Here is a 25,924-nt window from a genome sequence, read left to right on the forward strand (position 1 = left end):
GAGCAATGAAAAGGGCGCCACTGGCGCCCTTTTTTGTGCTCGTCACTTGAGCAACTTCTGGAAATCCTCCACCGGCAGCGGCGGGCTGTGCAAATACCCCTGATAAAAATGGCAGCCCAGCCCCTGCAAGAATTCGAGCTGCTCCGGCGTCTCTACCCCTTCGGCAATCACTTTCAATTCCAGGCTGCGGGCCATGGCAACGATGGCGCGGATGATCTCGGCGTCGTTGGGGTCGGTGGTGGCGTCGCGGATAAACGATTGGTCGATTTTCAGGGTGTCGACCGGCAGACGCTTGAGGTAGGTCAGCGAGGAATAACCGGTGCCGAAATCGTCCATGGCGAAACTCACGCCGAGTTTTTTCAGGTTCCGCATTTTGTTGATGGTGTCTTCCAGGTTCTGGATCACGATGCCTTCGGTGATTTCCAGTTTCAGTAGCGAGCAGGGCAGACCGTGGCTGGCGAGGCTGTGTTCGATGCGTTCGACGAAATCGTTCTGGCGAAATTGCCGCGGGCTGATGTTCACGCACAGGCTGAAGTCCAGCGGATCGACCAGGCCATTGGCGATCAGTTGTTTGAAGGCGCTGCAGGCCTCGTCGACGATCCAGGTGCCGACTTCCAGAATCAGCCCGCTGTCCTCCAGCACCTTGATGAACTCGGTGGGCGATTGCGCACCGAGTTCCGGATGGTTCCAGCGCACCAGCGCCTCGGCGCCGACGATGCGGTTGTTTCGCGCGTCGACCTGAGGCTGGTAATGCACGCGGAACTCACCCCGGGAAAGGGCCAGGCGCAGGTCGGTTTCCATGCGCAAGCGTTCGCTCGCCGCCTTCTGCATGGTGTTGTGGTACATCTGCGTGGTGTTGCGGCCCGAATCCTTGGCCCGGTAGAGGGCGATGTCGGCGCGTTTGAGCAGGTCGGTCGGGGTCGAACCGTGATCGGGAATCAGCGCGATGCCGATGCTCGGGGTTACTTGCAGGCGTTGTCCGTCGAGGAACATCGGCTCCGACAGCAGTTCACGCAAGGTATCCGCCAGTTGCAGGACTTGCTCGCTGACCTCGTTGCGCGAGCCTTCGAGCCCGCTGAGCAGCACCACGAATTCGTCACCGCCCAAACGCGCGACGGTGTCTTCCATGCGCACACTGGCTTCGAGGCGCGCGGTGATGATTTTCAGCACGGTATCGCCCACCGGATGACCGAGCGAATCATTGATGTGCTTGAAGTGATCGAGGTCGAGAAACATCAGGGCGCCGCGCAGGTTGTGGCGCTTGAGCAGGGCAATCTGCTGGCTCAGGCGATCCATCAGCAGGGCGCGATTGGGCAGGTTGGTCAGCGGGTCGTGGTAGGCCAGGTGACGGATCTGCGCTTCGGCGTTTTTCAGCAGGCTGACGTCACGCGCGGTCAGCAGCAGGCAGGCGGTTTCGTTGAGGGTGATCGGTTCTACCGAGACTTCGACGGTCAGCAACTCGCCGCGTTTATTGCGCCCGAGCATTTCCTGGTGATGCACCCGGCCCTTGATCTGTAGTTCGGCGAGCAGCGCCGAACGTTGTTTTTCCTCGGCCCAGATGCCGACCTGATACACCGTGCGACCCACCACTTCATCGGCGCGGTAGCCGGTCAGGCGGCAAAAGCCATCGTTAACCTCCAGATAACGCCCGGTGTCGCGCTCGGTGATGGTGATGGCGTCGGGGCTGGAGTGGAAGGCCTTGGCGAACTTCTCTTCGCTGGCCTTGAGCGCAGCTTCCGAGCGTTGCTGCTGAGTGATATCGCGCAGGGTGGTGACGATGCACGGCTGGTCGCCGACGCTGATCTGACGGCTGGAAATCACGCAGGTCAGGGCTTGCCCGTCTTTGTGCTGAACGAGGATCGCCACGTTGTTCAGACCCTGTTCGCGGATGACCTGCTCGATCCGTCGCAGGCTTTGCGCCGAAGCGTCCCATAGGCCGATTTCGTCGGCGCCGCGGCCAATCACATCGGTGGCGCTCCAGCCGAAGGTTTGGCTGAAGCTGGAGTTGATCTCGATAAATTGGCCGGTGTCCTGACGGGTCACGCAAATCGGGTCCGGGCTGACCTGGAACAGGGTGGCGAACTTCTCTTCGGACGCCACCAGCAGCTGCTCCCGCTCCACCTGATCGGTGATGTCGAGCAGGGTGCCGGCCATGCGCAGCGGGGCACCGTTTTCATCGCGATAGAGTCGGGCGCGGCTTTCCAGGTAGCGCGAGCTGCCGTCCGGCAGTTGTACGCGGTAGGTCAGTTGATAATTGCCGGCAGGACCTTCTCGCAGGCTGCGATAGGCATCGCGCATGGTGTCGCGCTCTTCGCCGGGCACGCCTTCAAAAAAATCGTCGAAGGATTCATGGAAAGGAATGGCTTCCAGCCCGTGCAGTTGGGCGGCGCGAGCCGAGCCGTACAGCATGCCGCTGGGAATGTGCCAGTCCCAGGTGCCGAGTTGCGCTGAATCCAGCGCCAGGTCGAGGCGCTCCTGGCTGTCTTTCAGGGCATGTTCGGCGGCTTTGCGTTCAGTGGTGTCAAGGAACGTACTCAGTAGATAAGGCTGACCTTCGAGCTCGACCTTTTGCGCGCTGAGGATGCCGTCGTGGATCTGGCCGTTGCTGGCACGAAATTGCACCTCCATGTTGATCAGTTCGCCCTTGGCCTTGGTGGCTTTGACGAGTTGCGCCCGTTGCTCCGGATGCACCCAGAGGCCCAGTTCCAGGGTGGTGCGACCGATGGCGTCCTGTACTGGCCAGCCAAACAGGCTTTCGAAATACTGGTTGGCTTCGCTGATCAGGCCGTCTTCCTGGCGAGTCAGCAGGACCATGTTCGGACACAGGTGGAACAGCGTGGCGAAGCGTTTTTCCGAGCTGCTCAACGCCTGTTCGCGCTGACGCTGGTGGGTGATTTCGCGGATGACGCCAATCATCCGTGGCCGGCCGTGTTTGTCCGGCAGCAGGCTGCCGTTGATCTCCAGCCAGTGCAGGCTGCCGTCGGGCCAGCGGATGCGGTGATGCATCGCCTGTTCCAGCGGGGCGCCGGCGATCACCGCGTCGAAGGCGCGAATGGTTTTCGCCCGATCCTCTGGCGGCAGCAAGTCGAGGTATTCCAGATCCGCCGGCAGCGGTTGCCGGGGATCGAAGCCGAACAGGGCCTGGGTACCCCGCGACCAACTGATCTGCCCACGCTCGATGTCCCAATACCAGGCACCCAAATGTGCACCGTTGAGGGCGGCCAGCAATTGTGGGGCGCTTTCCCAGCTCTGCTCGGACCGTTTTGGGTCAAGCGCCTGTATACGCGGCATCGTCGGAATACGGTCAACAGATTTCGGCATTGGCAAGCCTTGGGCTGAATTAGGCGTTAGGCACAGGTTTTCTCGGCTCTATAGGAGTAGCACAACTTAGCCTTTAGTCCCTGGCAGATCGATTTGTGCATCCAGCAGGGCCATAAAAGCCCGTGCCGCATTCGACAGCGTCCGTTCGGTGTGCAGGATATAGCCTAGCTGGCGAGTGAGTTGTATGCCCGGCAAAGGTATTCGTGCAACTTGTTCATCAAGCATGGTGCGCGGCAACACGCTCCAGGCCAGGCCGATCGAGACCATCATCTTGATGGTTTCCAGATAATTCGTGCTCATGGCGATGTTCGGCGTCAGGCCTTGAGCTTCGAACAGGCGCCGGACGATGTGGTGAGTAAAGGTGTTGCCGCCGGGAAAAACCGCCGGGTGCAGGGCAATGTCCGCCAGACTGACCGGGCCGTGGCTGATCAGCGAGTGCTCCGGGGCGACCACGAAGTCCAGCGGGTCGTCCCACACCGGCGTGGCCTTGACCAGTGCGTGGGGCTCCGGCGCCAGGGTGATGACCGCCAGTTCGGCGCGGCCATGGAGGATTTCTTCGTAGGCCACTTCCGAATCGAGGAACTGAATATCCAGCGCCACTTGCGGGTAACGTCGGGTGAACTCCCTTAATAAGGGGGGCAAGCGGTGCAGGCCGATGTGGTGGCTGGTGGCCAGCGTCAGGCGACCGGTCACTTCGCCGGTCAGGTTGGTCAGGGCGCGGCGGGTGTCATCCAGCACATTCAGAATCTGATAGGCCCGCGGCAGCAAGGCGCGTCCGGCTTCGGTCAGGCCCACTTCACGTCCCAGGCGATCGAACAGGCGCACCTTCAATTGCTGTTCCAGCCCGGCAATGCGCTTGCTGATGGCCGGTTGTGTCAGGTGCAGCCGTTCGCCAGCGCCGGAGAAGCTACCGGTCTCGGCAATCGCGATAAAAGCATTGAGGTTGGCCAGATCCATTGTGGTATTCCAGTTGGTTATCCAAAGCATAAAAAATATGAATTTGAGTTATTTAATGTAACCCCCTAGGATCGACCTCACAAGCCAAGGGGCTATTGAACCGTGCACGACCCAAGGCATAGAAAATAGAAGCAAGCTGATGAGGACCGTCTGATGGCCGGCAAAACGCTTTACGACAAGCTTTGGGATTCCCATGAAGTGAAACGGCGCGACGATGGGTCGTCGCTGATCTATATCGACCGCCACATCATCCATGAAGTGACTTCGCCCCAAGCTTTCGAAGGCCTGCGTCTGGCCGGGCGCAAGCCTTGGCGCGTCGACTCGATCATCGCCACCCCGGACCACAACGTTCCGACCACTCCAGATCGCAAGGGCGGCATTGAAGCGATTACCGATCAGGTCTCGCGCCTGCAGGTTCAGACCCTCGATGACTACTGCGACGAATATGGCATCACTGAATTCAAGATGAATGATGTGCGTCAGGGCATCGTTCACGTGATCGGTCCGGAGCAGGGTGCCACCTTGCCGGGCATGACCGTGGTCTGCGGCGACTCGCACACCTCGACCCACGGCGCGTTTGGCGCATTGGCCCACGGCATCGGGACTTCCGAGGTCGAGCACGTGTTCGCCACGCAATGCCTGGTGGCCAAGAAAATGAAAAACATGCTGGTGTCGGTCGAGGGCAAGTTGCCGTTCGGCGTGACCGCCAAGGACATCGTGCTCGCCGTCATCGGCAAGATCGGCACCGCCGGCGGTAACGGCCACGCCATCGAGTTCGCCGGCAGCGCCATTCGCGATTTGTCCGTCGAAGGCCGCATGACCATCTGCAACATGTCCATTGAAGCCGGCGCTCGTGTTGGCCTGGTGGCTGCCGACGAAAAAACCGTGGCTTACGTCAAGGGTCGTCCATTTGCTCCGAAAGGCGCGGAATGGGACTTGGCGGTCGAAGCCTGGAAAGACCTGGTGTCCGACGCCGATGCGGTGTTCGACACCGTGGTCGAGCTCGACGCTACTCAGATCAAGCCGCAAGTCAGCTGGGGCACATCGCCCGAGATGGTCCTGGCGGTTGATCAGAATGTGCCGGATCCGGCGAAGGAAATGGACCTGGTCAAACGCGGTTCCATCGAACGTGCCTTGAAATACATGGGTTTGAGCGCCAATCAGGCGATCACCGATATTCAACTGGACCGCGTCTTCATTGGTTCCTGCACCAACTCGCGGATCGAAGACTTGCGCGCTGCGGCGGTGATCGCCAAGGGCCGTAAAGTCGCTTCGACCATCAAGCAAGCCATCGTGGTGCCGGGCTCGGGCCTGGTGAAGGCGCAAGCCGAGGCCGAAGGCCTGGACAAGATTTTCCTCGAAGCCGGTTTCGAGTGGCGTGAACCGGGTTGCTCGATGTGCCTGGCGATGAACCCGGACCGCTTGGAGTCGGGCGAGCATTGCGCCTCGACCTCCAACCGCAACTTCGAAGGGCGTCAGGGCGCCGGTGGCCGTACGCACCTGGTCAGCCCGGCCATGGCCGCGGCGGCTGCCGTCCACGGTCGTTTCATCGACGTTCGCGAACTGATCTGAGGAACCGCACATGAGAGCTTTTACCCAACACACCGGTTTGGTCGCCCCCTTGGACCGTGCCAACGTCGACACCGACCAGATTATTCCGAAGCAGTTCTTGAAGTCGATCAAGCGCACCGGTTTTGGTCCGAACCTGTTTGACGAATGGCGCTACCTGGACGTGGGCTATGCCTACCAGGACAACTCCAAGCGTCCGCTGAACAAGGATTTCGTCCTCAACGCCGAGCGTTATCAAGGCGCCAGCGTGCTGCTGGCCCGCGAGAACTTCGGTTGCGGCTCCAGCCGTGAACACGCGCCGTGGGCGCTGGAAGAGTACGGTTTTCGCAGCATCATTGCGCCGAGCTACGCCGACATCTTCTACAACAACAGCTTCAAGAACGGCTTGTTGCCGATCATCTTGAGCGACGCTGAAGTGGATGAGTTGTTCCAGCAGGTTGAAGCCAATCCGGGTTACGAGTTGACGGTCGACCTGCAAGCCCAGACCGTGACCCGTCCGGATGGCAAGGTCTACAACTTTGAACTTGACGAGTTCCGCAAGCATTGCCTGGTGAATGGCCTCGACGATATTGGTCTGACATTGATGGATCACGAGGCGATTGCGTCGTTTGAAAGCAAGCACCGGGCGAGTCAGCCTTGGTTGTTTCGTGACGTTTGATTGATCCGAGATTGATGTAGACAGGGCGGGCCTCTTCGCGAGCAGGCTCGCTCCCACACAGGATTTGCGTCGTTCACAAAACCCCTGTGGGAGCGAGCTTGCTCGCGATGAGGCTCGGATAGACACCACAAGGCAAAACCCCAAAAAGGAAGTCCCCATGACCCAGCACAGCCAAGTCGTACAAAAGCAATTCGGTGAACAGGCCTCGGCCTACCTGAGCAGCGCCGTTCACGCTCAAGGCACCGAATTCGCGCTGCTACAGGCTGAACTGGCCGGGCAGGGCGATGCCCGGGTGCTGGACTTGGGCTGCGGCGCCGGTCACGTGAGTTTCCATGTGGCGTCGTTAGTGAAAGAAGTGGTGGCTTACGACCTGTCCCAGCAAATGCTCGACGTGGTGGCCGCAGCGGCGATTGATCGCGGTTACAGCAATGTCACCACGGTCAACGGTGCCGCCGAGCGCCTGCCGTTCGCCGATGGTGAGTTCGATTTCGTCTTCAGCCGTTATTCGGCGCACCATTGGAGCGATCTCGGCCTGGCCCTGCGAGAAGTTCGCCGGGTGCTGAAGCCGGGCGGCGTGGCGGCGTTCATCGACGTTTTGTCACCGGGCAGTCCGTTGTTCGACACTTACCTGCAAAGCGTCGAAGTGCTGCGCGATACCAGCCATGTGCGCGATTATTCCGCCGGTGAGTGGTTGCGTCAGGTCAGCGAAGCGGGGTTGCATACCCGCAGCACCACCCGTCAACGGCTGCGACTGGAGTACACCTCTTGGGTCGAGCGCATGCGTACACCAGAGGTGATGCGTGCGGCAATCCTCGAGTTGCAGAAATCGATGGGCAATGAAGTGCGCGAATATTTTGAGATTGAGGCCGATGGTTCGTTCAGTACCGATGTGCTGGTGCTGATGGCTGAACGATAAGCCGAGCAATAGAATTTTTCCCGGCTGACCCGCGACCCCAGGGCACGCCGACTGATGACATGAGGAAAGCATGAGCAAGCAGATTCTGATTCTCCCAGGTGACGGTATTGGCCCGGAAATCATGGCCGAAGCGGTCAAGGTGCTGGAGTTGGCGAACGACAAGTACAGCCTGGGCTTCGAGCTGAGCCATGACGTGATCGGTGGCGCTGCCATCGACAAACACGGTGTGCCGCTGGCTGACGAAACCCTGGACCGTGCACGCGCGGCCGACGCTGTACTGCTGGGCGCGGTGGGCGGCCCGAAATGGGACACCATCGAGCGTGACATTCGTCCTGAGCGCGGCCTGCTGAAAATTCGTGCGCAACTGGGCCTGTTCGGCAACCTGCGTCCGGCGATCCTGTACCCGCAACTGGCCGAGGCTTCGAGCTTGAAGCCTGAAATCGTGGCTGGCCTGGACATCCTGATCGTCCGTGAACTGACCGGCGGCATCTACTTCGGCGCGCCACGTGGCGTTCGCACCCTGGAAAACGGCGAGCGTCAGGCTTACGACACCCTGCCGTACAGCGAAAGCGAAATCCGCCGTATCGCCCGTGTCGGTTTCGACATGGCCATGGTTCGTAACAAGAAACTGTGTTCGGTGGACAAGGCCAACGTGTTAGCGTCCAGTCAACTGTGGCGTGAAATCGTCGAGCAAGTGGCCAAGGATTACCCTGAAGTCGAACTGAGCCACATGTACGTCGACAACGCCGCGATGCAACTGGTGCGCGCACCGAAGCAATTCGACGTGATCGTTACCGACAACCTGTTTGGTGACATTCTGTCCGACCAGGCATCGATGCTCACCGGTTCCATCGGCATGCTGCCGTCGGCGTCGTTGGATACCAACAATAAAGGCATGTACGAGCCGTGCCATGGTTCGGCGCCGGACATCGCTGGCAAAGGCATTGCCAACCCGTTGGCGACGATTCTGTCGGTGTCGATGATGTTGCGTTACAGCTTCAATCTGCAGGACGCGGCCGATGCCATCGAAAAGGCCGTCAGTCTGGTATTGGACCAGGGCCTTCGCACTGGCGACATCTGGTCGAACGGTTGCACTAAAGTCGGTACGCAGCAAATGGGTGACGCAGTAGTCGCCGCGCTGCGGAATCTGTAATCTCTCGGGCCCGCTGCAACTTTCACTCTTGAAAGCAGCGGCCCACTTTTTAAAGAAGGTGTAGTTGCGATGAAACGTGTAGGTCTGATCGGTTGGCGCGGTATGGTCGGTTCCGTGCTCATGCAGCGGATGCTGGAAGAGCAGGATTTCGATCTTATTGAGCCGGTGTTTTTCACCACTTCCAATGTCGGTGGTCAAGGCCCGTCCGTGGGCAAGGACATTGCTCCGCTCAAGGACGCTTACAGCATTGATGAGCTGAAAACCCTCGACGTGATTCTGACCTGCCAGGGTGGCGACTACACCAGCGAAGTTTTCCCGAAACTGCGCGAAGCCGGCTGGCAGGGTTACTGGATCGACGCCGCTTCCAGCCTGCGCATGCAGGATGACGCGGTGATCGTGCTGGACCCGGTGAACCGCAAGGTCATCGACCAGCAGCTCGACGCGGGCACCAAGAACTACATCGGCGGCAACTGCACCGTCAGCCTGATGCTGATGGGGCTGGGCGGTCTGTTCGAAGCCGGTCTGGTCGAGTGGATGAGCGCCATGACCTATCAGGCGGCCTCCGGTGCCGGCGCGCAGAACATGCGCGAACTGATCAAGCAAATGGGCGCGACCCATGCCGCTGTCGCCGATCAACTGGCCGACCCGGCCAGCGCGATCCTCGACATCGACCGCCGTGTGGCCGAAGCCATGCGCAGCGACGCGTACCCGACCGAAAACTTCGGCGTACCGCTGGCCGGCAGCCTGATCCCGTGGATCGACAAGGAACTGCCAAACGGTCAGAGCCGCGAAGAGTGGAAGGCCCAGGCCGAGACCAACAAGATCCTTGGTCGCTTCAAGAGCCCGATCCCGGTCGATGGTATCTGCGTGCGTATCGGCGCCATGCGCTGCCACAGCCAGGCGCTGACCATCAAGCTGAACAAAGATGTGCCGATCGCCGACATCGAAGGGCTGATCAGCCAGCACAACCCTTGGGTCAAACTGGTCCCGAACAGCCGCGAAGCCAGCATTCAGGAACTGAGCCCGACGAAAGTCACCGGCACCCTGAACGTACCGGTTGGTCGTCTGCGCAAGCTGAACATGGGCACGCAGTACGTCGGCGCGTTCACCGTCGGCGACCAACTGCTGTGGGGCGCGGCCGAACCGCTGCGTCGCATGCTGCGGATCCTGCTTGAGCGTTGATCGATTGAAGTAATGAACGAACCCGCGCCTTGAAAGAGGTGCGGGTTTTTTTGCTTTTGCGGTGCCTGTGAGGCCGCCTTCGCGAGCAGGCTCGCTCCCACAAGGAAATCACCGAACCCTGTGGGAGCGAGCCTGCTCGCGAAGGGGCCGGAACAGGCGCCCCAAATTCCGGCAGAAATTGCCTGCATGCCAACCACCCGGTAAAGTGCCGCTCCCCCCGTTTCGCCAGAGGTAGAACCATGAGCCAGTCCTTTGATATTGCCGTGATCGGTGCCACCGGTACTGTCGGCGAAACGCTCGTGCAGATTCTCGAAGAGCGCGACTTCCCTGTCGGCAATCTGCACCTGCTCGCCAGCAGCGAATCGGCCGGGCATTCGGTGCCGTTTCGCGGCAAGAACGTGCGGGTGCGGGAAGTCGATGAGTTCGACTTCAGTAAAGTCCAGCTGGTGTTCTTCGCTGCCGGCCCGGCGGTAACCCTGAGTTTCGCTTCGCGTGCCACGGCCGCCGGTTGCTCGCTGATCGACTTGTCCGGTGCCTTGCCGGCTGATCAGGCGCCACAGGTCGTGCCTGAAGCCAACGCTCAGGTGCTGGCCGGTTTGAAAAAGCCGTTCCAGGTCAGCAGTCCAAGCCCTTCGGCCACCACATTGGCGGTAGTGCTGGCGCCGTTGCTCGGTTTGCTCGATCTGCAACGCATCAATTTGACCGCTAGTCTGGCCGTCTCCGCCCAGGGCCGCGAAGCCGTCACCGAACTGGCACGGCAAACGGCCGAACTGCTCAATGTGCGTCCGCTGGAGCCGACCTTCTTCGATCGGCAGATGGCTTTCAACCTGCTGGCGCAAGTGGGCAAGCCAGATGATCAGGGTCACACGCTGCTGGAAAAGCGCCTGGTACGCGAGCTGCGTCAGGTCATGGCGCTGCCTTTATTAAAGATTTCCGTCACTTGCATTCAAGCCCCGGTGTTTTTTGGCGATAGCTTTAACGTGACCTTGCAGTCATCGAGCGACATCGACCTGGCTAAAGTCAACGCCGCCCTGGAAGACGCGCCCGGTATCGAGTTGGTGGAAGCCGGCGATTACCCGACGCCGGTAGGCGATGCGGTAGGGCAGGACGTGGTCTACGTTGGTCGGGTTCGCAACGGGATCGACGACCTGTCGGAACTTAATTTGTGGCTGACGTCAGATAACGTACGCAAAGGTGCAGCGCTCAATGCTGTGCAGGTGGCTGAATTGTTGATAAAAGACCTGCTGTAAAAGATACTTGGCAACAATTTGTCGAATGAATCCGGCCGGGCGCTATGCTTGGCTGGACTGCTGAAGGCGGGCTCCCTCCGGGGCTTTGCGTGGCATGAATGAAATGATCGCGCGCGATGACTTTTCGCCGCCGCGCGCAATGCCTTACGGCAGCGACTATCAACACCTTCTCGCTGGCCGAGGAATGTTCAAACAAAGGATGAGGCTATGGTTCAAGTTCGCAAACTGGTGTTAGCAATAGCGGCCGCCTCGGCGCTGTCCTCCGGTATGGCGCATGCCCTCGGGCTCGGGGAATTGACCCTGAAGTCGACGCTGAACCAGCCCCTGGTGGCAGAAATCGAGTTGCTCGACGTCAAGGACCTCACCGCTGCCGAAATGGTGCCGAGCCTGGCTTCGCCCGAAGATTTCGCCAAGGCCGGTGTCGACCGCCAGGCGTTTCTCAATGACCTGACCTTTACCCCAGTGATCAACGCCAGCGGCAAAAGCATCCTGCGTGTGACGTCCAGCAAACCACTCTCCGAACCCATGGTGAAATTCCTGGTTCAGGTGATGTGGCCCAACGGTCGCCTATTGCGCGATTACAGCGTGCTGCTCGATCCGTCCAAATTCTCGCCGCAAACCGCTGATGCGGCTGCGCAGCCTGCACCGACGCAAACCGTCACCGCACCGGTGACCGGTGGCACCAAACCAACCCAATACACCACCGCGCCGCGCGATACCCTGTGGGAAATCGCTGCGAAGGCGCGCAATGGCGGCTCGGTCCAGCAAACCATGCTGGCCATCCAGGCGTTGAATCCGGATGCCTTTATCGATGGCAACATCAACCGGTTGAAAGCCGGTCAGGTGCTGCGTCTGCCGGATCAGACGCAGAGCGCCAGCCTGCCGCAGCCGAAAGCCATTGCCGAAGTCTCCGCGCAGAACACCGCGTGGCGTCAGGGTCGTCGCTACGTGGCGAAGCCCGGGACCGGACAGCAGCAGCTCGATGCCACCAAACGCGCTCGCGGAGAAGGCCCTTCGTCGCAAGCGGCGACAGACAAGCTGAGCCTGGTCTCTGCCGAGTCCGGCAAGGCCGGTGGCAAAGGCGCCGCGGGTGATGCCAAGAATTTGAGCAACAAGCTGGCCGTGACCCAGGAAAGCCTCGACACGACCCGTCGTGACAATGCCGAACTGAAAAGCCGCATGACCGATCTGCAAAGTCAGCTGGACAAGCTGCAACGCCTGATCGAACTGAAGAACAATCAACTGGCCAAGTTGCAGGCTGAAGGTGCGGCGGGTGCGCCGGCACCCGGTGCGACCGCTCCGGCAATGTCAGCCGAACTGGCGGCCAATCCTGCGGCAACTACGCCTGCGGACGCGGCTCCGACTGCACCCGAGGCTGCTGCGCCCGAGGCCACGTCGGCTCCGGTCGAGCCGACGCCGGCAGCATCCGATGATCAGCAATTCAAAGAACTGCTGACCAATCCTTGGCTGCTGGGTCTGGCAGGTGGCGGGGCGGTGGTGGTGCTGTTCCTGCTGCTGTTGCTGGCGCGTCGCCGCAAAGCCCAGCAGGAAGCCGAGAAGCATTTGCGCATGGCCCGTGATTTGGCCGAGGAGCAGGCGTTCTCCACTGAACTCGACCTGCCAAAAGGCATCTTCGAAGACCTGGAAGTGCCGCCGCCGAGCGTGAAGCTCGCTACCCCAACGCCACCGCCTGCACCAGCCCCTGCACCCGCGCCGGCTCCGGTGATTGCTCCGGTTGTGGTAACACCGCCGATCGCTGCGCCATTGGTTTCGCCTGCTGGCGAGCGCGATGACGACGTATTGACCAAGGCGCAGTCGCACATCACTGCCGGTCGTCTGAATCAGGCGGCTGCCTTGCTGGAAGACGGGATCAAGCAAGAGCCGCAACGCAGTGACCTGCGCCTCAAGCTGATGGAAGTCTACGGTCAGCAAGGCGACCGCGATGCATTCGTTGCCCAGGAACGCCAACTGGTGGCCAATGGTGACAACTTTGCTCAGGTCGAAAAACTCAAGAGCCGCTTCCCGGCCATGGTCATTGCGGCAGCCGGTGGTATTGCAGCCGCTGCGATCGCTGCCGAACTGGATGCGCAATATGTCAAGGATTTGCTGCTGGACGAGCCCGAAACGCCGGCACCAGCAGTGCCCGATGACTTCGACAATGCCTTCGATTTGAGCCTGGATGATCTGGAAGCTACCGCTCCGGCAGTGGTTGCACCAGAGGCAGAAGCGGAGGCAGAGCCCGATGACTTCGACAGTGCCTTCGATTTGAGCCTGGATGATCTGGAAGCTGCCTCTCCGGCGGTGGTTGCACCAGAACCAGAGCCAAAGGCCGAGTCCGATGATCTCGACAGTGCCTTCGATTTGAGCCTGGATGATCTGGAAACTGCCCCTGCGACAGTGGTTACGCCAGAGCTAGAACCAAAACCAGAAGCAGAGCCAGTGTCTGCGGCTGAGCTGGACGACTTCCCGCTGGACGACGACTTGAGCTTCGAGTCGGTGTTGCGGCAGCAGAACGACATCAAGGAAAACCTCGATGACCTGTCGGACTTCGACCTGGATATGGACCTTGGTGGGGATGCCTCGCCGGCGACCCTGGCCGAAGACGATTTCCTGTTGAGCCTGGATGACGGCGTCAAGGACCTGGACTTGCCTGCCGCTGAAGCGCCTGCTGTTCCCGAGGCTGCGCTGGGCGATCTGGAGCTGCCAGCCGATTTCGACCTGTCGCTGGCTGACGAAATGGACGCGCCAGATGCCCCGGACGCGTTTGCAGCCGAACTGGAAGACGTCAACGCCGAGCTGGATCGTCTGTCCCAGAGCCTTGGCGAGCCGAGCTTCACGGCGGAAGACGCCATGGCCTCCGCAGCTGACGAGCCGGAATTCGATTTCCTTTCCGGCACCGACGAAGTCGCGACCAAACTCGATCTGGCCCAGGCCTACATCGACATGGGCGACGCCGACGGCGCCCGGGACATCCTTAACGAGGTGGTGACCGAGGGTGACGACGGGCAGAAGAGCGAAGCCAAGGAAATGCTTTCGCGTCTGGCTTGATTGATCGGTAAGGCGTAAACAAAACGGCAGCCCATTGAGGCTGCCGTTTTTGTTTCTGTCGATGGTGCGTTGGTGTCTGTCGGGCCGTCTTCGCGAGCAGGCTCGCTCCCACTTTGAGTCTCTGGTGTTCACAAACCCCCTGTGGGAGCGAGCCTGCTCGCGAAGAGGCCGGCACACTCAACATAATTCGACTCCGCAGCCCCCAAAAAACACACGGCTCTGGCGTCCCGGTCCGGCGGCCTTATAATGCCCGCCTTTGCGTACATCAGCAGGCTGTCACTCCTTGGCAAATATAGATAATCCGGCCGCCGAAATGGTGGCCGACGGCTTTTTCCGGATCGCGTTGGGCGTTGAATACAAAGGCTCGCGCTATCGCGGCTGGCAGCGCCAGGCTTGCGGCGTACTCACCGTGCAGGAAACGCTCGAAAAGGCCTTGTCCAAAGTCGCCGACTCACCGGTGTCGCTGCTCTGCGCCGGGCGTACGGATGCCGGCGTGCATGCGTGCGGTCAGGTGGTGCATTTCGATACCCAGGTCGAGCGTTCGATGAAAGCCTGGGTCATGGGCGCCAATATCAATTTGCCCCACGACGTCAGTGTCAGCTGGGCCAAGGTTATGCCGGCGCATTTTCATGCGCGGTTCAAGGCCATTGCCCGGCGCTATCGCTACGTGATTTACAACGATCAGATCCGCCCGGCGCACCTGAACGAAGAAATCACCTGGAACCACCGTCCGCTGGACGTCGAGCGCATGGCCGAGGCGGCGCAGTACCTGGTCGGCACCCACGATTTCAGCGCTTTCCGTGCCGGCCAGTGTCAGGCCAAGTCGCCGATCAAGGAGCTGCATCACCTGCGCGTCACGCGCCACGGCAAGATGATCGTGCTGGACATCCGCGCCAGCGCCTTCCTGCACCACATGGTGCGCAATATTGCTGGCGTGCTGATGACCATCGGTGCCGGCGAGCGCCCGGTGGAGTGGATGAAAGAAGTGCTGGAGAGCCGCATTCGCCGTTCCGGTGGGGTGACGGCGCACCCGTACGGCCTGTACCTGGTGCAGGTCGAGTACCGCGACGAGTTCGAATTGCCCGAACGTTACATCGGGCCGCACTTCCTGACCGGCTTCTCGGAACTTGACGGCTGACGCCCTCGAACGCTTTTGTTACCATCCGGGACTTTCTCGGATTTACCTTGGGGTTCTATCGACATGTCGGCCGTTCGCAGCAAGATTTGTGGGATTACCCGCATAGAAGATGCGTTGGCGGCGGTTGAGGCCGGGGCTGATGCGATCGGATTTGTGTTCTACGCCAAAAGCCCCCGGGCCGTGACGTTTCAGCAGGCGCGCTCGATCATCGAGGCGTTGCCGCCGTTCGTGACCACTGTAGGGTTGTTTGTCAACGCCAGCCGCTGCGAGTTGGGGGAAATCCTCGACGCCGTGCCACTGGACCTGTTGCAGTTCCATGGCGACGAAACCGCGGCCGAGTGCGAAGGCTGGCATCGTCCGTACATCAAGGCGTTGCGGGTCAAGGCTGGTGACGATATCGCGGCCGCATGCGATGCGTTTCCAGGCGCCAGCGGTATCCTGCTCGACGCCTACGTTGAAGGCGTACCCGGCGGAACCGGTGAAGCGTTTGACTGGTCTCTGATACCGCAAGGCTTGAGCAAACCGATCATCCTGGCGGGCGGCTTGACGCCGGACAACGTCGCCGAGGCGATTGCCCGGGTTCAGCCTTACGCGGTGGACGTCAGCGGTGGGGTGGAGGCGAGCAAGGGCATCAAGGATCACGCAAAGATTCAGGCATTCATTAAAGCGGTTGTAGGAGCTGTCGAGTGAAACGAGGCTGCGAAGAGCCAAATCAAAAGATCGCAGCCTCGTTTCACTCGTCAGCTCCTACGTTGATGTGACGGCTGGCACACTGCCGCCGTCCACAGGCATGGCTGAGGGTTTTTGGGGTGTACGCAGGTCACGTTTAGCTGATCCGGCAACCCATCGATCATCGCCACACACATGAATTTAGCTCAAGGGCATACGCGGGGCTGCGAACCAGAGCGTTCGGGCCGCCGGTACTGGAGAAAGAAAGCATGAGCAACTGGTTAGTAGACAAACTGATCCCTTCGATCATGCGTTCCGAGGTCAAGAAGAGCTCGGTGCCTGAAGGTCTGTGGCACAAATGCCCGTCTTGCGAGGCTGTGCTGTATCGTCCGGAGCTGGAAAAGACCCTGGACGTTTGCCCCAAGTGCAACCACCACATGCGTATCGGCGCTCGCGCCCGTATCGACATCTTTCTCGACGCTGAAGGTCGTGCCGAACTGGGCGCGGACCTGGAGCCGGTTGACCGTCTGAAGTTCCGCGACGGCAAGAAGTACAAGGATCGCCTGACCGCTGCGCAGAAGCAGACCGGCGAAAAAGACGCACTGATCTCCATGAGCGGCTCCCTGCTGGGCATGCCGGTAGTGGTTTCGGCCTTCGAATTCTCCTTCATGGGTGGTTCGATGGGCGCCATCGTTGGTGAGCGTTTTGTTCGCGCTGCCAACTACGCGCTGGAAAACCGTTGCCCGATGATCTGCTTCGCCGCTTCCGGTGGTGCGCGGATGCAGGAAGCCCTGATCTCCCTGATGCAAATGGCCAAGACCTCTGCGGTGCTGGCGCGTCTGCGTGAAGAAGGCATTCCGTTCATCTCCGTGCTGACCGACCCGGTCTACGGTGGTGTTTCCGCCAGTCTGGCGATGCTCGGCGACGTGATTGTCGGTGAGCCGAAAGCCCTGATCGGCTTCGCCGGTCCGCGCGTGATCGAGCAGACCGTGCGTGAAAAACTGCCGGAAGGCTTCCAGCGCAGCGAATTCCTGCTGGAACACGGTGCGATCGACATGATCATTCACCGTCAGGAACTGCGTCCGCGCCTGGGCAATCTGCTGGCACAAATGATGGGCCTGCCGACGCCGAAATTCGTCGCCGCGCCAATCGAGCCAATCGTGGTTCCACCGGTACCTGCCAACATATGACCCAACGTACCCTTGGCGAGTGGCTCGCCTACCTTGAGCAGTTGCACCCTTCGGCCATCGACATGGGCCTGGAGCGCTCGCAACAGGTAGCGTCCCGCATGGGACTGGGCAAGCCGGCGCCTCGGGTGATCACGGTCACCGGCACCAACGGCAAAGGTTCTACCTGCGCATTCGTGGCTTCGTTGCTGCGGGCGCAGGGCCTGAACGTCGGTGTCTACAATTCTCCGCACCTGCTGCGTTACAACGAGCGGGTGCAGGTCAATGGCGTCGAAGCCACTGACGCCGAGCTGTGCGATGCCTTTGCAGCGGTCGAGGCAGGCCGTGGCGATACATCCTTGACGTACTTCGAAATGGGCACCCTGGCGGCGTTCTGGCTGTTTCAACACGCCAGTCTCGATGCAGTGGTGCTGGAAGTCGGGCTGGGTGGGCGTCTGGATACGGTCAACGTGGTCGATGCCGATATGGCGCTGGTCACCAGCATTGGTGTTGATCACGCGGACTATCTGGGTGATACCCGTGAATCCGTAGCGTTCGAAAAGGCCGGCATCTTCCGCCAGGGCGCGCCTGCGCTCTGTGGCGACCTGAATCCTCCACAGCCTCTGCTGGATAAAGCGCGAGAGCTCAATTGCCCGTTTTTCCTGCGTGGGCGCGATTTTGACCTCGGCATCACCGATCACCACTGGCAATGGCGCGGTCTCGACGCTCAAGGGCGAGTGGTCGAGTTGTATGATCTGCCGTTGCTCGATCTACCGATGGAAAACGCCGCGCTGGCGTTGCAGGCTTACCTGTTGCTCGGGTTGCCTTGGGTGGATGCACAAATTATTGCTGCGCTGAAAGCCACTCGGGTGGTCGGTCGCCTTGATCGCCGTCAGTTTGACTGGCAGGGCAAGCGCCTGAACCTGTTGCTGGACGTGGGGCATAACCCCCATGCGGCAGAGTATCTGGCTCGCCGTCTGGCCAGCCGTCCACCGGCCGGCAAGCGTCTGGCAGTGTTCGGACTGTTGGCAGACAAGGATCTGGATGGTGTTGTCGGTGAATTGAATGCTAGTGTCCAGCATTGGGCCGTCGCGCCGCTGGATTCACCGCGAGCACGCCCGGTTGCCGATTTGCACGCGGCGTTGCAGAACCTTGGCGCCTCGGTAACGTCCTATGACAGCGTGGCCGCCGCCCTGGAAGGGCAGTGCGCGCTGGCGACGAGCGACGACGAGATTCTGTTGTTCGGATCATTTTATTGTGTCGCCGAGGCCCTCGAATGGCTGGCCCGGCGCTCCACGGAGGAAGCGGCAAATGGCATTGCTGGATAAGGCATACAAACAGCGCATGGTCGGCGCCCTGGTTCTGGTGGCGCTGGCGGTGATTTTCCTGCCGATGCTGTTTTCCCGTCAGGATGAACAGCGTCAAGTGACGGTTGAAGCCCCGACAGCGCCGCAAGCGCCTGCGGTGCCGCAAGTTCAGGTCGAGCCGGTGGTGGTGCCTGAGCCGCAAGCGCTGCCTCAGGAACCTGTGCCGAGTGATGATGAAATCGCTCAGCAAGAAGCATCGTCCACGCCGATTGCCCCAAGTGCCCCGGTTGCGCCTGCCAAACCGGTCGCGCCACCTCCGGCGCCGGTCAACAAGCCAACGGTTGCACCTAGCCAGCCCATCACGGCTGCACCGGGCAAGCCGGACACGACTCAAAGCCGCGTCGATGCCAATGGCCTGTCGGTAAGCTGGTCGGTGCAACTGGCTAGCCTGACGAGCCGTGCGAGTGCAGAAAGCCTGCAGAAATCCCTGCGCAGTGAGGGCTATAACGCCTATATCCGCACCGCCGATGGCAAGAATCGGGTGTTTGTCGGGCCGCTGATCGAGCGGGCAGAAGCCGATCGTCTGCGTGACTTGTTGGGCCGCCAGAAGAACCTCAAGGGTTTTGTAGTGCGTTTCCAGCCTGAGCGTGGCTAACGAAGCGCCAATACCCGGCTTTATGTAGCAGCTGCCGAGCCTGCGAGGCTGCGTCCGGCTGCGAAGCGGCCGTAAACCCTGCTTGCACGGTGTGCCGAATAGACCGAATTGCCTGATTTTACGGCTGCTGTGCAGCCGAACGCAGGCTTCGCCAGCTGCTACAGGGGTGAGTACAGTTTCGATAGGGGCTAAAACTATCGCCTCGATTTGAAATGCACTGACAATCGCAGCTTACCGATAAGCATGGGCTCTGCTAAAATGCGCCGCCTTATCCGTCTGTAGGCTGCACTGTGCCATTTACCTGGGTTGACTGGGCGATCGTTGCAATCGTCGCCATTTCCGCATTGATCAGTCTGAGCCGCGGCTTCGTCAAAGAAGCACTATCGCTGGTGACCTGGATCATCGCAGGAGTCGTCGCCTGGATGTTCGGTGGTTCATTGTCCGAGTACCTCACCGGATACATCCAAACGCCATCGGCACGTGTGATCACGGGCTGCGCAATCATGTTTGTCGCCACGTTAATCGTAGGCGCAATGATCAATTATCTTATCGGCGAATTGGTACGCGTCACCGGGTTGTCCGGGACCGATCGATTCCTCGGCATGGCCTTCGGCGCCGCGCGTGGCGTGTTGCTGGTGGTCGTGGCGGTCGGGCTGTTGAGCCTGGGGCCGGTACAGCAGGACGGGTGGTGGCAAGAGTCACAGCTCGTGCCAAAATTTCTATTGGTTGCAGATTGGTCCAAAAACCTGATTCTCGGGTGGAGCAGTCAGTGGCTTGCCAGCGGTATCAGCATACCCGCTGAGATACCGTTCAAGGAGCACCTCTTGCCGATGGCCAAAACGCCTCAGTGAGTTGTGTTCAGTTCAGATCCATTAAGTAGGGGTTGCGTCGCATGTGTGGCATCGTCGGTATCGTCGGTAAGTCGAACGTCAATCAGGCGCTGTATGACGCGCTAACCGTCCTCCAGCACCGCGGCCAGGACGCTGCCGGTATCGTGACCAGCCATGATGGCCGGTTATTCCTGCGCAAGGACAATGGCCTGGTGCGTGACGTGTTCCATCAACGTCACATGCAGCGCCTGGTCGGTCACATGGGTATTGGCCATGTGCGTTACCCGACCGCGGGCAGCTCGACTTCGGCCGAAGCCCAACCGTTTTACGTCAACTCGCCTTACGGCATCACCCTGGCGCACAACGGTAACCTGACCAACGTTGAACAGCTGGCCAAGGAGATTTACGAATCTGACCTGCGCCACGTCAACACCAACTCCGATTCGGAAGTGCTGCTCAACGTGTTCGCGCACGAACTGGCCCAGCGCGGCAAGTTGCAGCCAACCGAAGAAGACGTGTTCGCTGCCGTCACTGACGTGCACAACCGTTGCGTCGGTGGTTACGCGGTTGTGGCGATGGTGACCGGTTACGGCATCGTCGGTTTCCGCGACCCGCACGGCATCCGTCCGATCGTCTTCGGTCAGCGTCACACCGACGAAGGCGTTGAGTACATGATCGCCTCCGAAAGCGTTTCCCTGGACGTACTCGGTTTCACCCTGATTCGCGACCTGGCACCGGGCGAAGCGGTCTACATCACTGAAGACGGCAAGCTGCACACCCGTCAGTGCGCGACCAACCCGTCCCTGACCCCGTGCATCTTCGAACACGTGTACCTGGCGCGTCCGGACTCGATCATCGACGGCGTTTCGGTCTATAAAGCACGCCTGCGCATGGGTGAGAAACTCGCCGAGAAGATCCTGCGCGAGCGTCCGGAACACGACATCGACGTGGTCATCCCGATTCCGGACACCAGCCGCACCGCGGCCCTGGAATTGGCGAACCACTTGGGCGTCAAGTTCCGCGAAGGTTTCGTGAAGAACCGCTACATCGGCCGGACCTTCATCATGCCAGGCCAGGCCGCACGGAAAAAATCCGTACGCCAGAAGCTCAACGCCATTGAGCTGGAATTCCGCGGCAAGAACGTAATGCTGGTGGATGACTCCATCGTTCGCGGCACCACCTGTAAGCAGATCATCCAGATGGCCCGCGAAGCCGGCGCCAAAAACGTCTACTTCTGCTCCGCGGCACCGGCCGTTCGTTACCCGAACGTTTACGGCATTGACATGCCGAGCGCTCACGAGTTGATCGCCCATAACCGTTCGACCCAGGACGTGGCTGATCTGATCGGCGCTGACTGGTTGATCTATCAGGACTTGCCTGACTTGATCGAAGCGGTCGGTGGCGGCAAGATCAAGATCGAGAAGTTCGATTGCGCGGTGTTCGACGGCCAGTACGTCACCGGTGACGTCGACGAGGCTTACCTGAACAAGATCGAGCAGGCACGTAACGATGCCTCCAAGGTCAAGACGCAGGCAGTCAGTGCGATCATTGATCTGTATAACAACTGAGTAACTACCGGCCCTGAGGGGCCGGTTTTGTATCTACTAAAAAGAGCAAGGCAAGGAGTGACAGCATGAGTCAGGATTGGGATGCCGGTCGGCTGGACAGCGACCTCGAAGGCGTAGCGTTCGATACCCTGGCCGTACGCGCCGGTCAGCACCGCACGCCGGAAGGCGAACACGGTGATCCGATGTTCTTCACTTCCAGCTACGTATTCCGCACCGCTGCCGATGCGGCCGCACGTTTTGCCGGTGAAGTGCCGGGCAACGTTTACTCGCGCTACACCAACCCGACCGTACGTGCGTTCGAAGAGCGCATTGCCGCGCTGGAAAGCGCCGAACAAGCGGTGGCCACGGCGACCGGCATGGCCGCGATCATGGCGGTGGTGATGAGCCTGTGCAGCGCCGGCGATCACGTGCTGGTATCGCGCAGCGTATTCGGTTCGACCATCAGTCTGTTCGAGAAGTACTTCAAGCGCTTTGGCATTGAAGTCGATTACGTGCCTCTGGCGGACTTGTCCGGCTGGGATGCGGCGATCAAGGCCAACACTAAGTTGCTGTTCGTCGAATCGCCATCCAACCCGCTGGCTGAGCTGGTGGACATCGCCGAGCTGTCGAAAGTCGCTCACGCCAAAGGCGCGATGCTGGTGGTCGACAACTGTTTCTGCACTCCGGCGTTACAGCAACCGCTGAAGATGGGCGCGGACATCGTCGTGCACTCGGCGACCAAGTTCATCGACGGCCAGGGCCGTTGCATGGGCGGTGTTGTGGCCGGTCGCAGCGAGCAGATGAAAGAAGTCGTCGGTTTCCTGCGGACTGCCGGGCCGACCCTGAGCCCGTTCAACGCCTGGATCTTCCTCAAGGGCCTGGAAACGCTGAGCCTGCGTATGAAGGCTCACTGTGCCAATGCCCAGCAACTGGCTGAATGGCTGGAGCAGCAGGACGGCATCGAGAAAGTCCATTACGCGGGTCTCAAAAGCCATCCGCAGCACGAGTTGGCCCTGCGTCAGCAGAAAGGCTTTGGTGCGGTCGTGAGTTTCGAAGTCAAGGGCGGCAAAGAGGGCGCCTGGCGCTTTATCGACGCGACCCGTCTGATCTCCATCACCGCCAACCTCGGTGACAGCAAAACCACCATTACGCACCCAAGCACCACCTCTCACGGCCGTTTGGCACCGCAGGAGCGTGAAGCAGCGGGCATTCGTGACAGCCTGATCCGCATCGCGGTCGGCCTGGAAGACGTGGCCGACCTGCAAGCCGATCTGGCGCGCGGGTTGGCTGCCTTGTGATCGAGTTGTCCACGCCAGGCACTGGCACCAACGGCCGCGTCGCACTGGTCACGGGTGCCGCGCGGGGCATTGGTCTGGGGATCTCGGCCTGGCTGATCAGCGAAGGCTGGCAGGTGGTGCTGACTGATCTTGATCGAGTACGCGGTTCGAAAGTGGCGAAGGTGCTCGGCGACAACGCCTGGTTCATCGCCATGGACGTCTCGAACGAGGCGCAGGTGGCATTGGGCGTCGCCGAAGTGCTGGGGCAGTTCGGGCGTCTGGATGCGCTGGTGTGCAACGCGGCGGTTGCCGATCCGCACAACATCACCCTTGAAAGCCTTGATCTGGCGTACTGGAATCGGGTACTGGCGGTGAATCTCAGTGGGCCGATGCTGTTGGCCAAGCACTGTGCGCCGTACCTGCGTGCTCACAGCGGCGCGATCGTCAACCTGGCCTCGACCCGCGCCGGGCAGTCGGAACCCGACACCGAGGCTTATGCGGCGAGCAAGGGCGGCCTGCTGGCCCTGACTCATGCCTTGGCGATCAGCCTCGGGCCGGAAATCCGCGTCAATGCAGTCAGTCCGGGTTGGATCGATGCACGGGATCCCTCCGCACGTCGTGCCGAACCTCTGACCGATGCCGATCATGCCCAGCATCCGGCGGGTAGGGTAGGGACGGTCGAGGACGTGGCGGCGATGGTCGCCTGGCTGTTGTCGAAGAACGCCGGTTTTGTCACGGGCCAGGAGTTCGTGGTCGACGGCGGCATGACCAAGAAGATGATTTACAGCGAGTAATAGGGCAGGGGTGCTGTCTTTAGCATTCATGTTGAATGTGCCGCCTTCGCGAGCAGGCTCGCTCCCACATTTAGAAAGCATGTTGCCTGACGAAACGCGGTCCACTGTGGGAGCGAGCCTGCTCGCGAAAGCGGTTTGACGGTTTGCGACCTTGGTGTGGAATGCAACGATTTTGTCTTTTTCAGAAAAACTTCAAGCGGGGTATTGACTTAGCTTCGGTACCTGCGTAAATTTCGCGGCCTCGGAGATGCAAACGGGTGATTAGCTCAGCTGGGAGAGCGTCTGCCTTACAAGCAGAATGTCGGCGGTTCGATCCCGTCATCACCCACCACTTCCGAGAGTCTTGCGAAAGCAAGATGGAAGCTTTTAAAAGCCTCCACCGACGCGCAGCGGTAGTTCAGTCGGTTAGAATACCGGCCTGTCACGCCGGGGGTCGCGGGTTCGAGTCCCGTCCGCTGCGCCATATTTTCCGAGTCAGAGTTTATTCTGGTTCGAGATTGAAAGCCTCGAAACTTTCAGTCAGACGAGTTACTTGGACGCAAGTCCAAAGCGATACGCAGCGGTAGTTCAGTCGGTTAGAATACCGGCCTGTCACGCCGGGGGTCGCGGGTTCGAGTCCCGTCCGCTGCGCCATATCTGCTTCAAGGCCCACTGAACGCCTTGGAGCTACGAAGAAAGCCGCTGGTAAAGCCAGTGTCTACTTCGAGTCGATAGCAAAGACCCTGGTCGAAAGACCGGGGTTTTTTGTGTCTGCGATTTGGCTTTCTCTCCTACTCCCCGCAACCATGGGTATTCGCATCTGCCAGCCAAATGCGGCGTGTGTCGAATTCTCTTTCCTCTCGACGATATCCCTCAATAACGCTCAGCCCCGACTAACCGGTGGCTGCGTGGCAGAAACACCTGTCTCTCATTCACGTATTCAAGTTTTTCCTGGGGCAAAACTCATAAAGCGCTTGGTTTGAAGTATCAACACTAATTAGAATGAGTCGCATTTAAAATATTTCTTCGCGCAGGGTGCCTTTAGATGAGTGATGCAGCGATGCCGGCGGCGCAAACCTTCCACGACCTGTACCGCGACCATCGTGGCTGGCTCGAAAGCTGGTTGAGACGACGCATGAGCAATGGCCATGATGCGGCGGACTTGAGCCAGGATACGTTCGTGCGTTTACTCGCCAGCTCCCAGCACATCGCTGACCTGCAAGAACCCCGCGCCTATCTGGCGACTGTCGGCAAGCGGCTGCTCACCAATTTCTATAAGCGCCGCAGCCTGGAGCAGGCCTACCTCAGTGCGCTGGCGCTGCTGCCTGAGGACTGCGTGCCGTCTCCCGAGCAACGTTGGTTGCTGCTGGAAACCCTGCAAGCCCTGGATGAATTGCTCGATGGACTGCCGACCGCGGTGCGACGAGCGTTTCTCTGGAGCCAGTTGGAGGGCTTGGGTTATCACGAGATTGCTGAACGCCTGCAAGTCTCGGAGCGCACGATCAAGCGCTACATGGCGCAAGCCTATGAACATTGCCTGCTGGTGGAATTGTGATCGGTTCGACCCCTTCGGCTGAAGCCCGGCAAGTCGTGCGGGCTGCCGCTCAATGGCTGGCACTCATGGAGTCAGGCGCCGCCAATGAGCGCGATCGTGCCAATCTGCAGCACTGGCGTGACAGCCATCCCAGTCATGAACAGGCCTGGCAGAAAGCCCAACTCTTACGCCAACGCTTTGCCGACCTGCCGTCGGCACTGGCCATGGCCAGTCTGGATCGGCCGCAGACGAGTCGGCGCACGGTGCTCAAGCGCGCCGTGGGGGCGGTGGCGCTGGTGCCAACTGCTTGGCTGATCAGCCGGCAGCTACCTCTGGATGTCTGGCGCGCTGACCTGCGAACCGCGACCGGGGAGGGCAAAAAAGTCCAGTTGGCCGATGGCAGCTCGCTGCAATTGAACACCGCGAGTGCCGTCGATATCGACCTGAAGAATCGGCGACTGACACTCGTGGAGGGCGAAGTAGCGCTGAATGTGCCCGGCGCCTCGCCGCTGACGATCCAGACGCACTTCGGGCAAGTGGTCGTCAGTCAGAGCGAAGTGTGCGTTCGTCAGGGGCAGACGGGGTGCAAGGTGTCAGTGCTTAAAGGCGCGGTGCAGTTGCAGCCTTTGCGCGGGCCGGTCTTTTCATTGCGCGCAGGCCAGCAAGTCAGCCTTCAGGCGATAGGGGCCGGACGCGCCGAACCTTTCGATGTGCTTGCCCCAGGCTGGCGCGACGGCGTGTTGATGGCACAGAACCAGCCCCTGGGCGATTTTCTGCGCGAACTCAGCACCTATCGTCCGGGATTGTTGCGCTGGGAACCGGAACTCGAATCCCTGCGCGTCACCGGCAGTTTTCGTCTGGAAGACACCGATCGCATCCTGACGTTGCTGGCGGCCAGCTTGCCGTTGGAGGTGCATAGGCGAACCCGCTACTGGGTTACGTTGCTGCCGCGCAAAAATAGTGTTTGAGGTGTG

The 25,924-nt window shown here is 60.3% G+C and carries 20 protein-coding genes and 3 tRNA genes; 21 read left to right on the plus strand and 2 right to left on the minus strand.

From position 1 onward, the window contains the following. Positions 1-42 precede the first annotated feature (42 nt). Together JFU47_RS27230 and JFU47_RS27235 are read right to left on the minus strand one after the other, a co-directional pair. Positions 43-3,321 (minus strand): bifunctional diguanylate cyclase/phosphodiesterase, encoded by a 3,279-nt coding sequence (locus JFU47_RS27230; RefSeq protein WP_201186981.1) that lies wholly within the window; start codon positions 3,319-3,321, stop codon positions 43-45. Between the two features lie 66 nt (positions 3,322-3,387). Then, complete coding sequence (locus JFU47_RS27235) at positions 3,388-4,278, minus strand: LysR family transcriptional regulator (protein WP_123365489.1); 891 nt, start codon at positions 4,276-4,278, stop codon at positions 3,388-3,390. 153 nt (positions 4,279-4,431) lie between these two features. Between JFU47_RS27235 and leuC the strand changes: the two genes are divergently transcribed. The 21 genes from leuC to JFU47_RS27340 all read left to right on the plus strand — a co-directional run bounded on the left by leuC (position 4,432) and on the right by JFU47_RS27340 (position 25,918). After that, positions 4,432-5,850, plus strand: a complete 1,419-nt coding sequence (gene leuC, locus JFU47_RS27240; RefSeq protein ID WP_201186984.1) for a 3-isopropylmalate dehydratase large subunit — start codon at positions 4,432-4,434, stop codon at positions 5,848-5,850. Positions 5,851-5,860: 10 nt separating this feature from the next. Beyond that, positions 5,861-6,505 carry a 3-isopropylmalate dehydratase small subunit gene (gene leuD, locus JFU47_RS27245; protein WP_201186986.1) on the plus strand — a complete coding sequence of 215 codons (645 nt, stop codon included), beginning with the start codon at positions 5,861-5,863 and terminating at the stop codon, positions 6,503-6,505. A gap of 157 nt (positions 6,506-6,662) precedes the next feature. Then, positions 6,663-7,421 (plus strand): class I SAM-dependent methyltransferase, encoded by a 759-nt coding sequence (locus JFU47_RS27250; protein WP_201186988.1) that lies wholly within the window; start codon positions 6,663-6,665, stop codon positions 7,419-7,421. 70 nt (positions 7,422-7,491) lie between these two features. Further along, positions 7,492-8,574: a 3-isopropylmalate dehydrogenase gene (leuB, locus tag JFU47_RS27255; RefSeq protein ID WP_140679641.1), complete on the plus strand. Its 1,083-nt coding sequence runs from the start codon at positions 7,492-7,494 to the stop codon at positions 8,572-8,574. A 69-nt stretch (positions 8,575-8,643) separates the two neighbouring features. Then, positions 8,644-9,756 carry an aspartate-semialdehyde dehydrogenase gene (gene asd, locus JFU47_RS27260; protein WP_033061853.1) on the plus strand — a complete coding sequence of 371 codons (1,113 nt, stop codon included), beginning with the start codon at positions 8,644-8,646 and terminating at the stop codon, positions 9,754-9,756. A 239-nt stretch (positions 9,757-9,995) separates the two neighbouring features. Next, positions 9,996-11,006: an aspartate-semialdehyde dehydrogenase gene (locus JFU47_RS27265; RefSeq protein ID WP_201186989.1), complete on the plus strand. Its 1,011-nt coding sequence runs from the start codon at positions 9,996-9,998 to the stop codon at positions 11,004-11,006. A gap of 207 nt (positions 11,007-11,213) precedes the next feature. Beyond that, positions 11,214-14,054 carry a FimV family protein gene (locus JFU47_RS27270; RefSeq protein ID WP_201186990.1) on the plus strand — a complete coding sequence of 947 codons (2,841 nt, stop codon included), beginning with the start codon at positions 11,214-11,216 and terminating at the stop codon, positions 14,052-14,054. A gap of 313 nt (positions 14,055-14,367) precedes the next feature. Next, entirely contained in the window at positions 14,368-15,192 is an 825-nt protein-coding gene (gene truA, locus JFU47_RS27275) for a tRNA pseudouridine(38-40) synthase TruA (protein WP_140679896.1), read from the plus strand. Positions 15,193-15,255: 63 nt separating this feature from the next. Next, positions 15,256-15,882: a phosphoribosylanthranilate isomerase gene (locus JFU47_RS27280; RefSeq protein WP_140679638.1), complete on the plus strand. Its 627-nt coding sequence runs from the start codon at positions 15,256-15,258 to the stop codon at positions 15,880-15,882. 248 nt (positions 15,883-16,130) lie between these two features. After that, a complete protein-coding gene (accD, locus tag JFU47_RS27285) occupies positions 16,131-17,051 on the plus strand; it encodes an acetyl-CoA carboxylase, carboxyltransferase subunit beta (protein ID WP_033061847.1) in 921 nt (306 codons plus the stop codon). Next, a complete protein-coding gene (folC, locus tag JFU47_RS27290; protein ID WP_201186991.1) occupies positions 17,048-18,355 on the plus strand; it encodes a bifunctional tetrahydrofolate synthase/dihydrofolate synthase in 1,308 nt (435 codons plus the stop codon). Before accD ends, folC begins: the two co-directional genes overlap by 4 nt. Further along, entirely contained in the window at positions 18,339-18,989 is a 651-nt protein-coding gene (locus JFU47_RS27295; RefSeq protein ID WP_201186992.1) for an SPOR domain-containing protein, read from the plus strand. The genes folC and JFU47_RS27295 overlap by 17 nt, the downstream gene beginning before the upstream one ends. A 290-nt stretch (positions 18,990-19,279) precedes the next feature. Then, positions 19,280-19,840 (plus strand): CvpA family protein, encoded by a 561-nt coding sequence (locus JFU47_RS27300; protein WP_123365499.1) that lies wholly within the window; start codon positions 19,280-19,282, stop codon positions 19,838-19,840. Positions 19,841-19,881: 41 nt separating this feature from the next. Next, entirely contained in the window at positions 19,882-21,387 is a 1,506-nt protein-coding gene (purF, locus tag JFU47_RS27305) for an amidophosphoribosyltransferase (protein WP_010456022.1), read from the plus strand. Between the two features lie 65 nt (positions 21,388-21,452). Then, positions 21,453-22,664, plus strand: coding sequence for an O-succinylhomoserine sulfhydrylase (locus JFU47_RS27310; RefSeq protein ID WP_140679634.1), 1,212 nt, complete (start codon positions 21,453-21,455; stop codon positions 22,662-22,664). Beyond that, complete coding sequence (locus JFU47_RS27315) at positions 22,661-23,437, plus strand: SDR family oxidoreductase (RefSeq protein ID WP_201186997.1); 777 nt, start codon at positions 22,661-22,663, stop codon at positions 23,435-23,437. The genes JFU47_RS27310 and JFU47_RS27315 overlap by 4 nt, the downstream gene beginning before the upstream one ends. A gap of 255 nt (positions 23,438-23,692) precedes the next feature. Further along, a tRNA-Val gene (locus JFU47_RS27320) sits at positions 23,693-23,768 on the plus strand. 55 nt (positions 23,769-23,823) lie between these two features. Next, a tRNA-Asp gene (locus JFU47_RS27325) sits at positions 23,824-23,900 on the plus strand. A gap of 93 nt (positions 23,901-23,993) precedes the next feature. Then, positions 23,994-24,070, plus strand: a tRNA-Asp gene (locus JFU47_RS27330). Between the two features lie 391 nt (positions 24,071-24,461). Then, positions 24,462-24,971, plus strand: coding sequence for a sigma-70 family RNA polymerase sigma factor (locus JFU47_RS27335; protein ID WP_008145604.1), 510 nt, complete (start codon positions 24,462-24,464; stop codon positions 24,969-24,971). Further along, positions 24,968-25,918 (plus strand): FecR domain-containing protein, encoded by a 951-nt coding sequence (locus JFU47_RS27340; protein WP_201186998.1) that lies wholly within the window; start codon positions 24,968-24,970, stop codon positions 25,916-25,918. The genes JFU47_RS27335 and JFU47_RS27340 overlap by 4 nt, the downstream gene beginning before the upstream one ends. Positions 25,919-25,924: the final 6 nt, after the last annotated feature.

Source organism: Pseudomonas sp. TH39(2020) (assembly GCF_016650715.1).
GTDB classification, from domain to species: Bacteria; Pseudomonadota; Gammaproteobacteria; order Pseudomonadales; family Pseudomonadaceae; genus Aquipseudomonas; species Aquipseudomonas mandelii_C.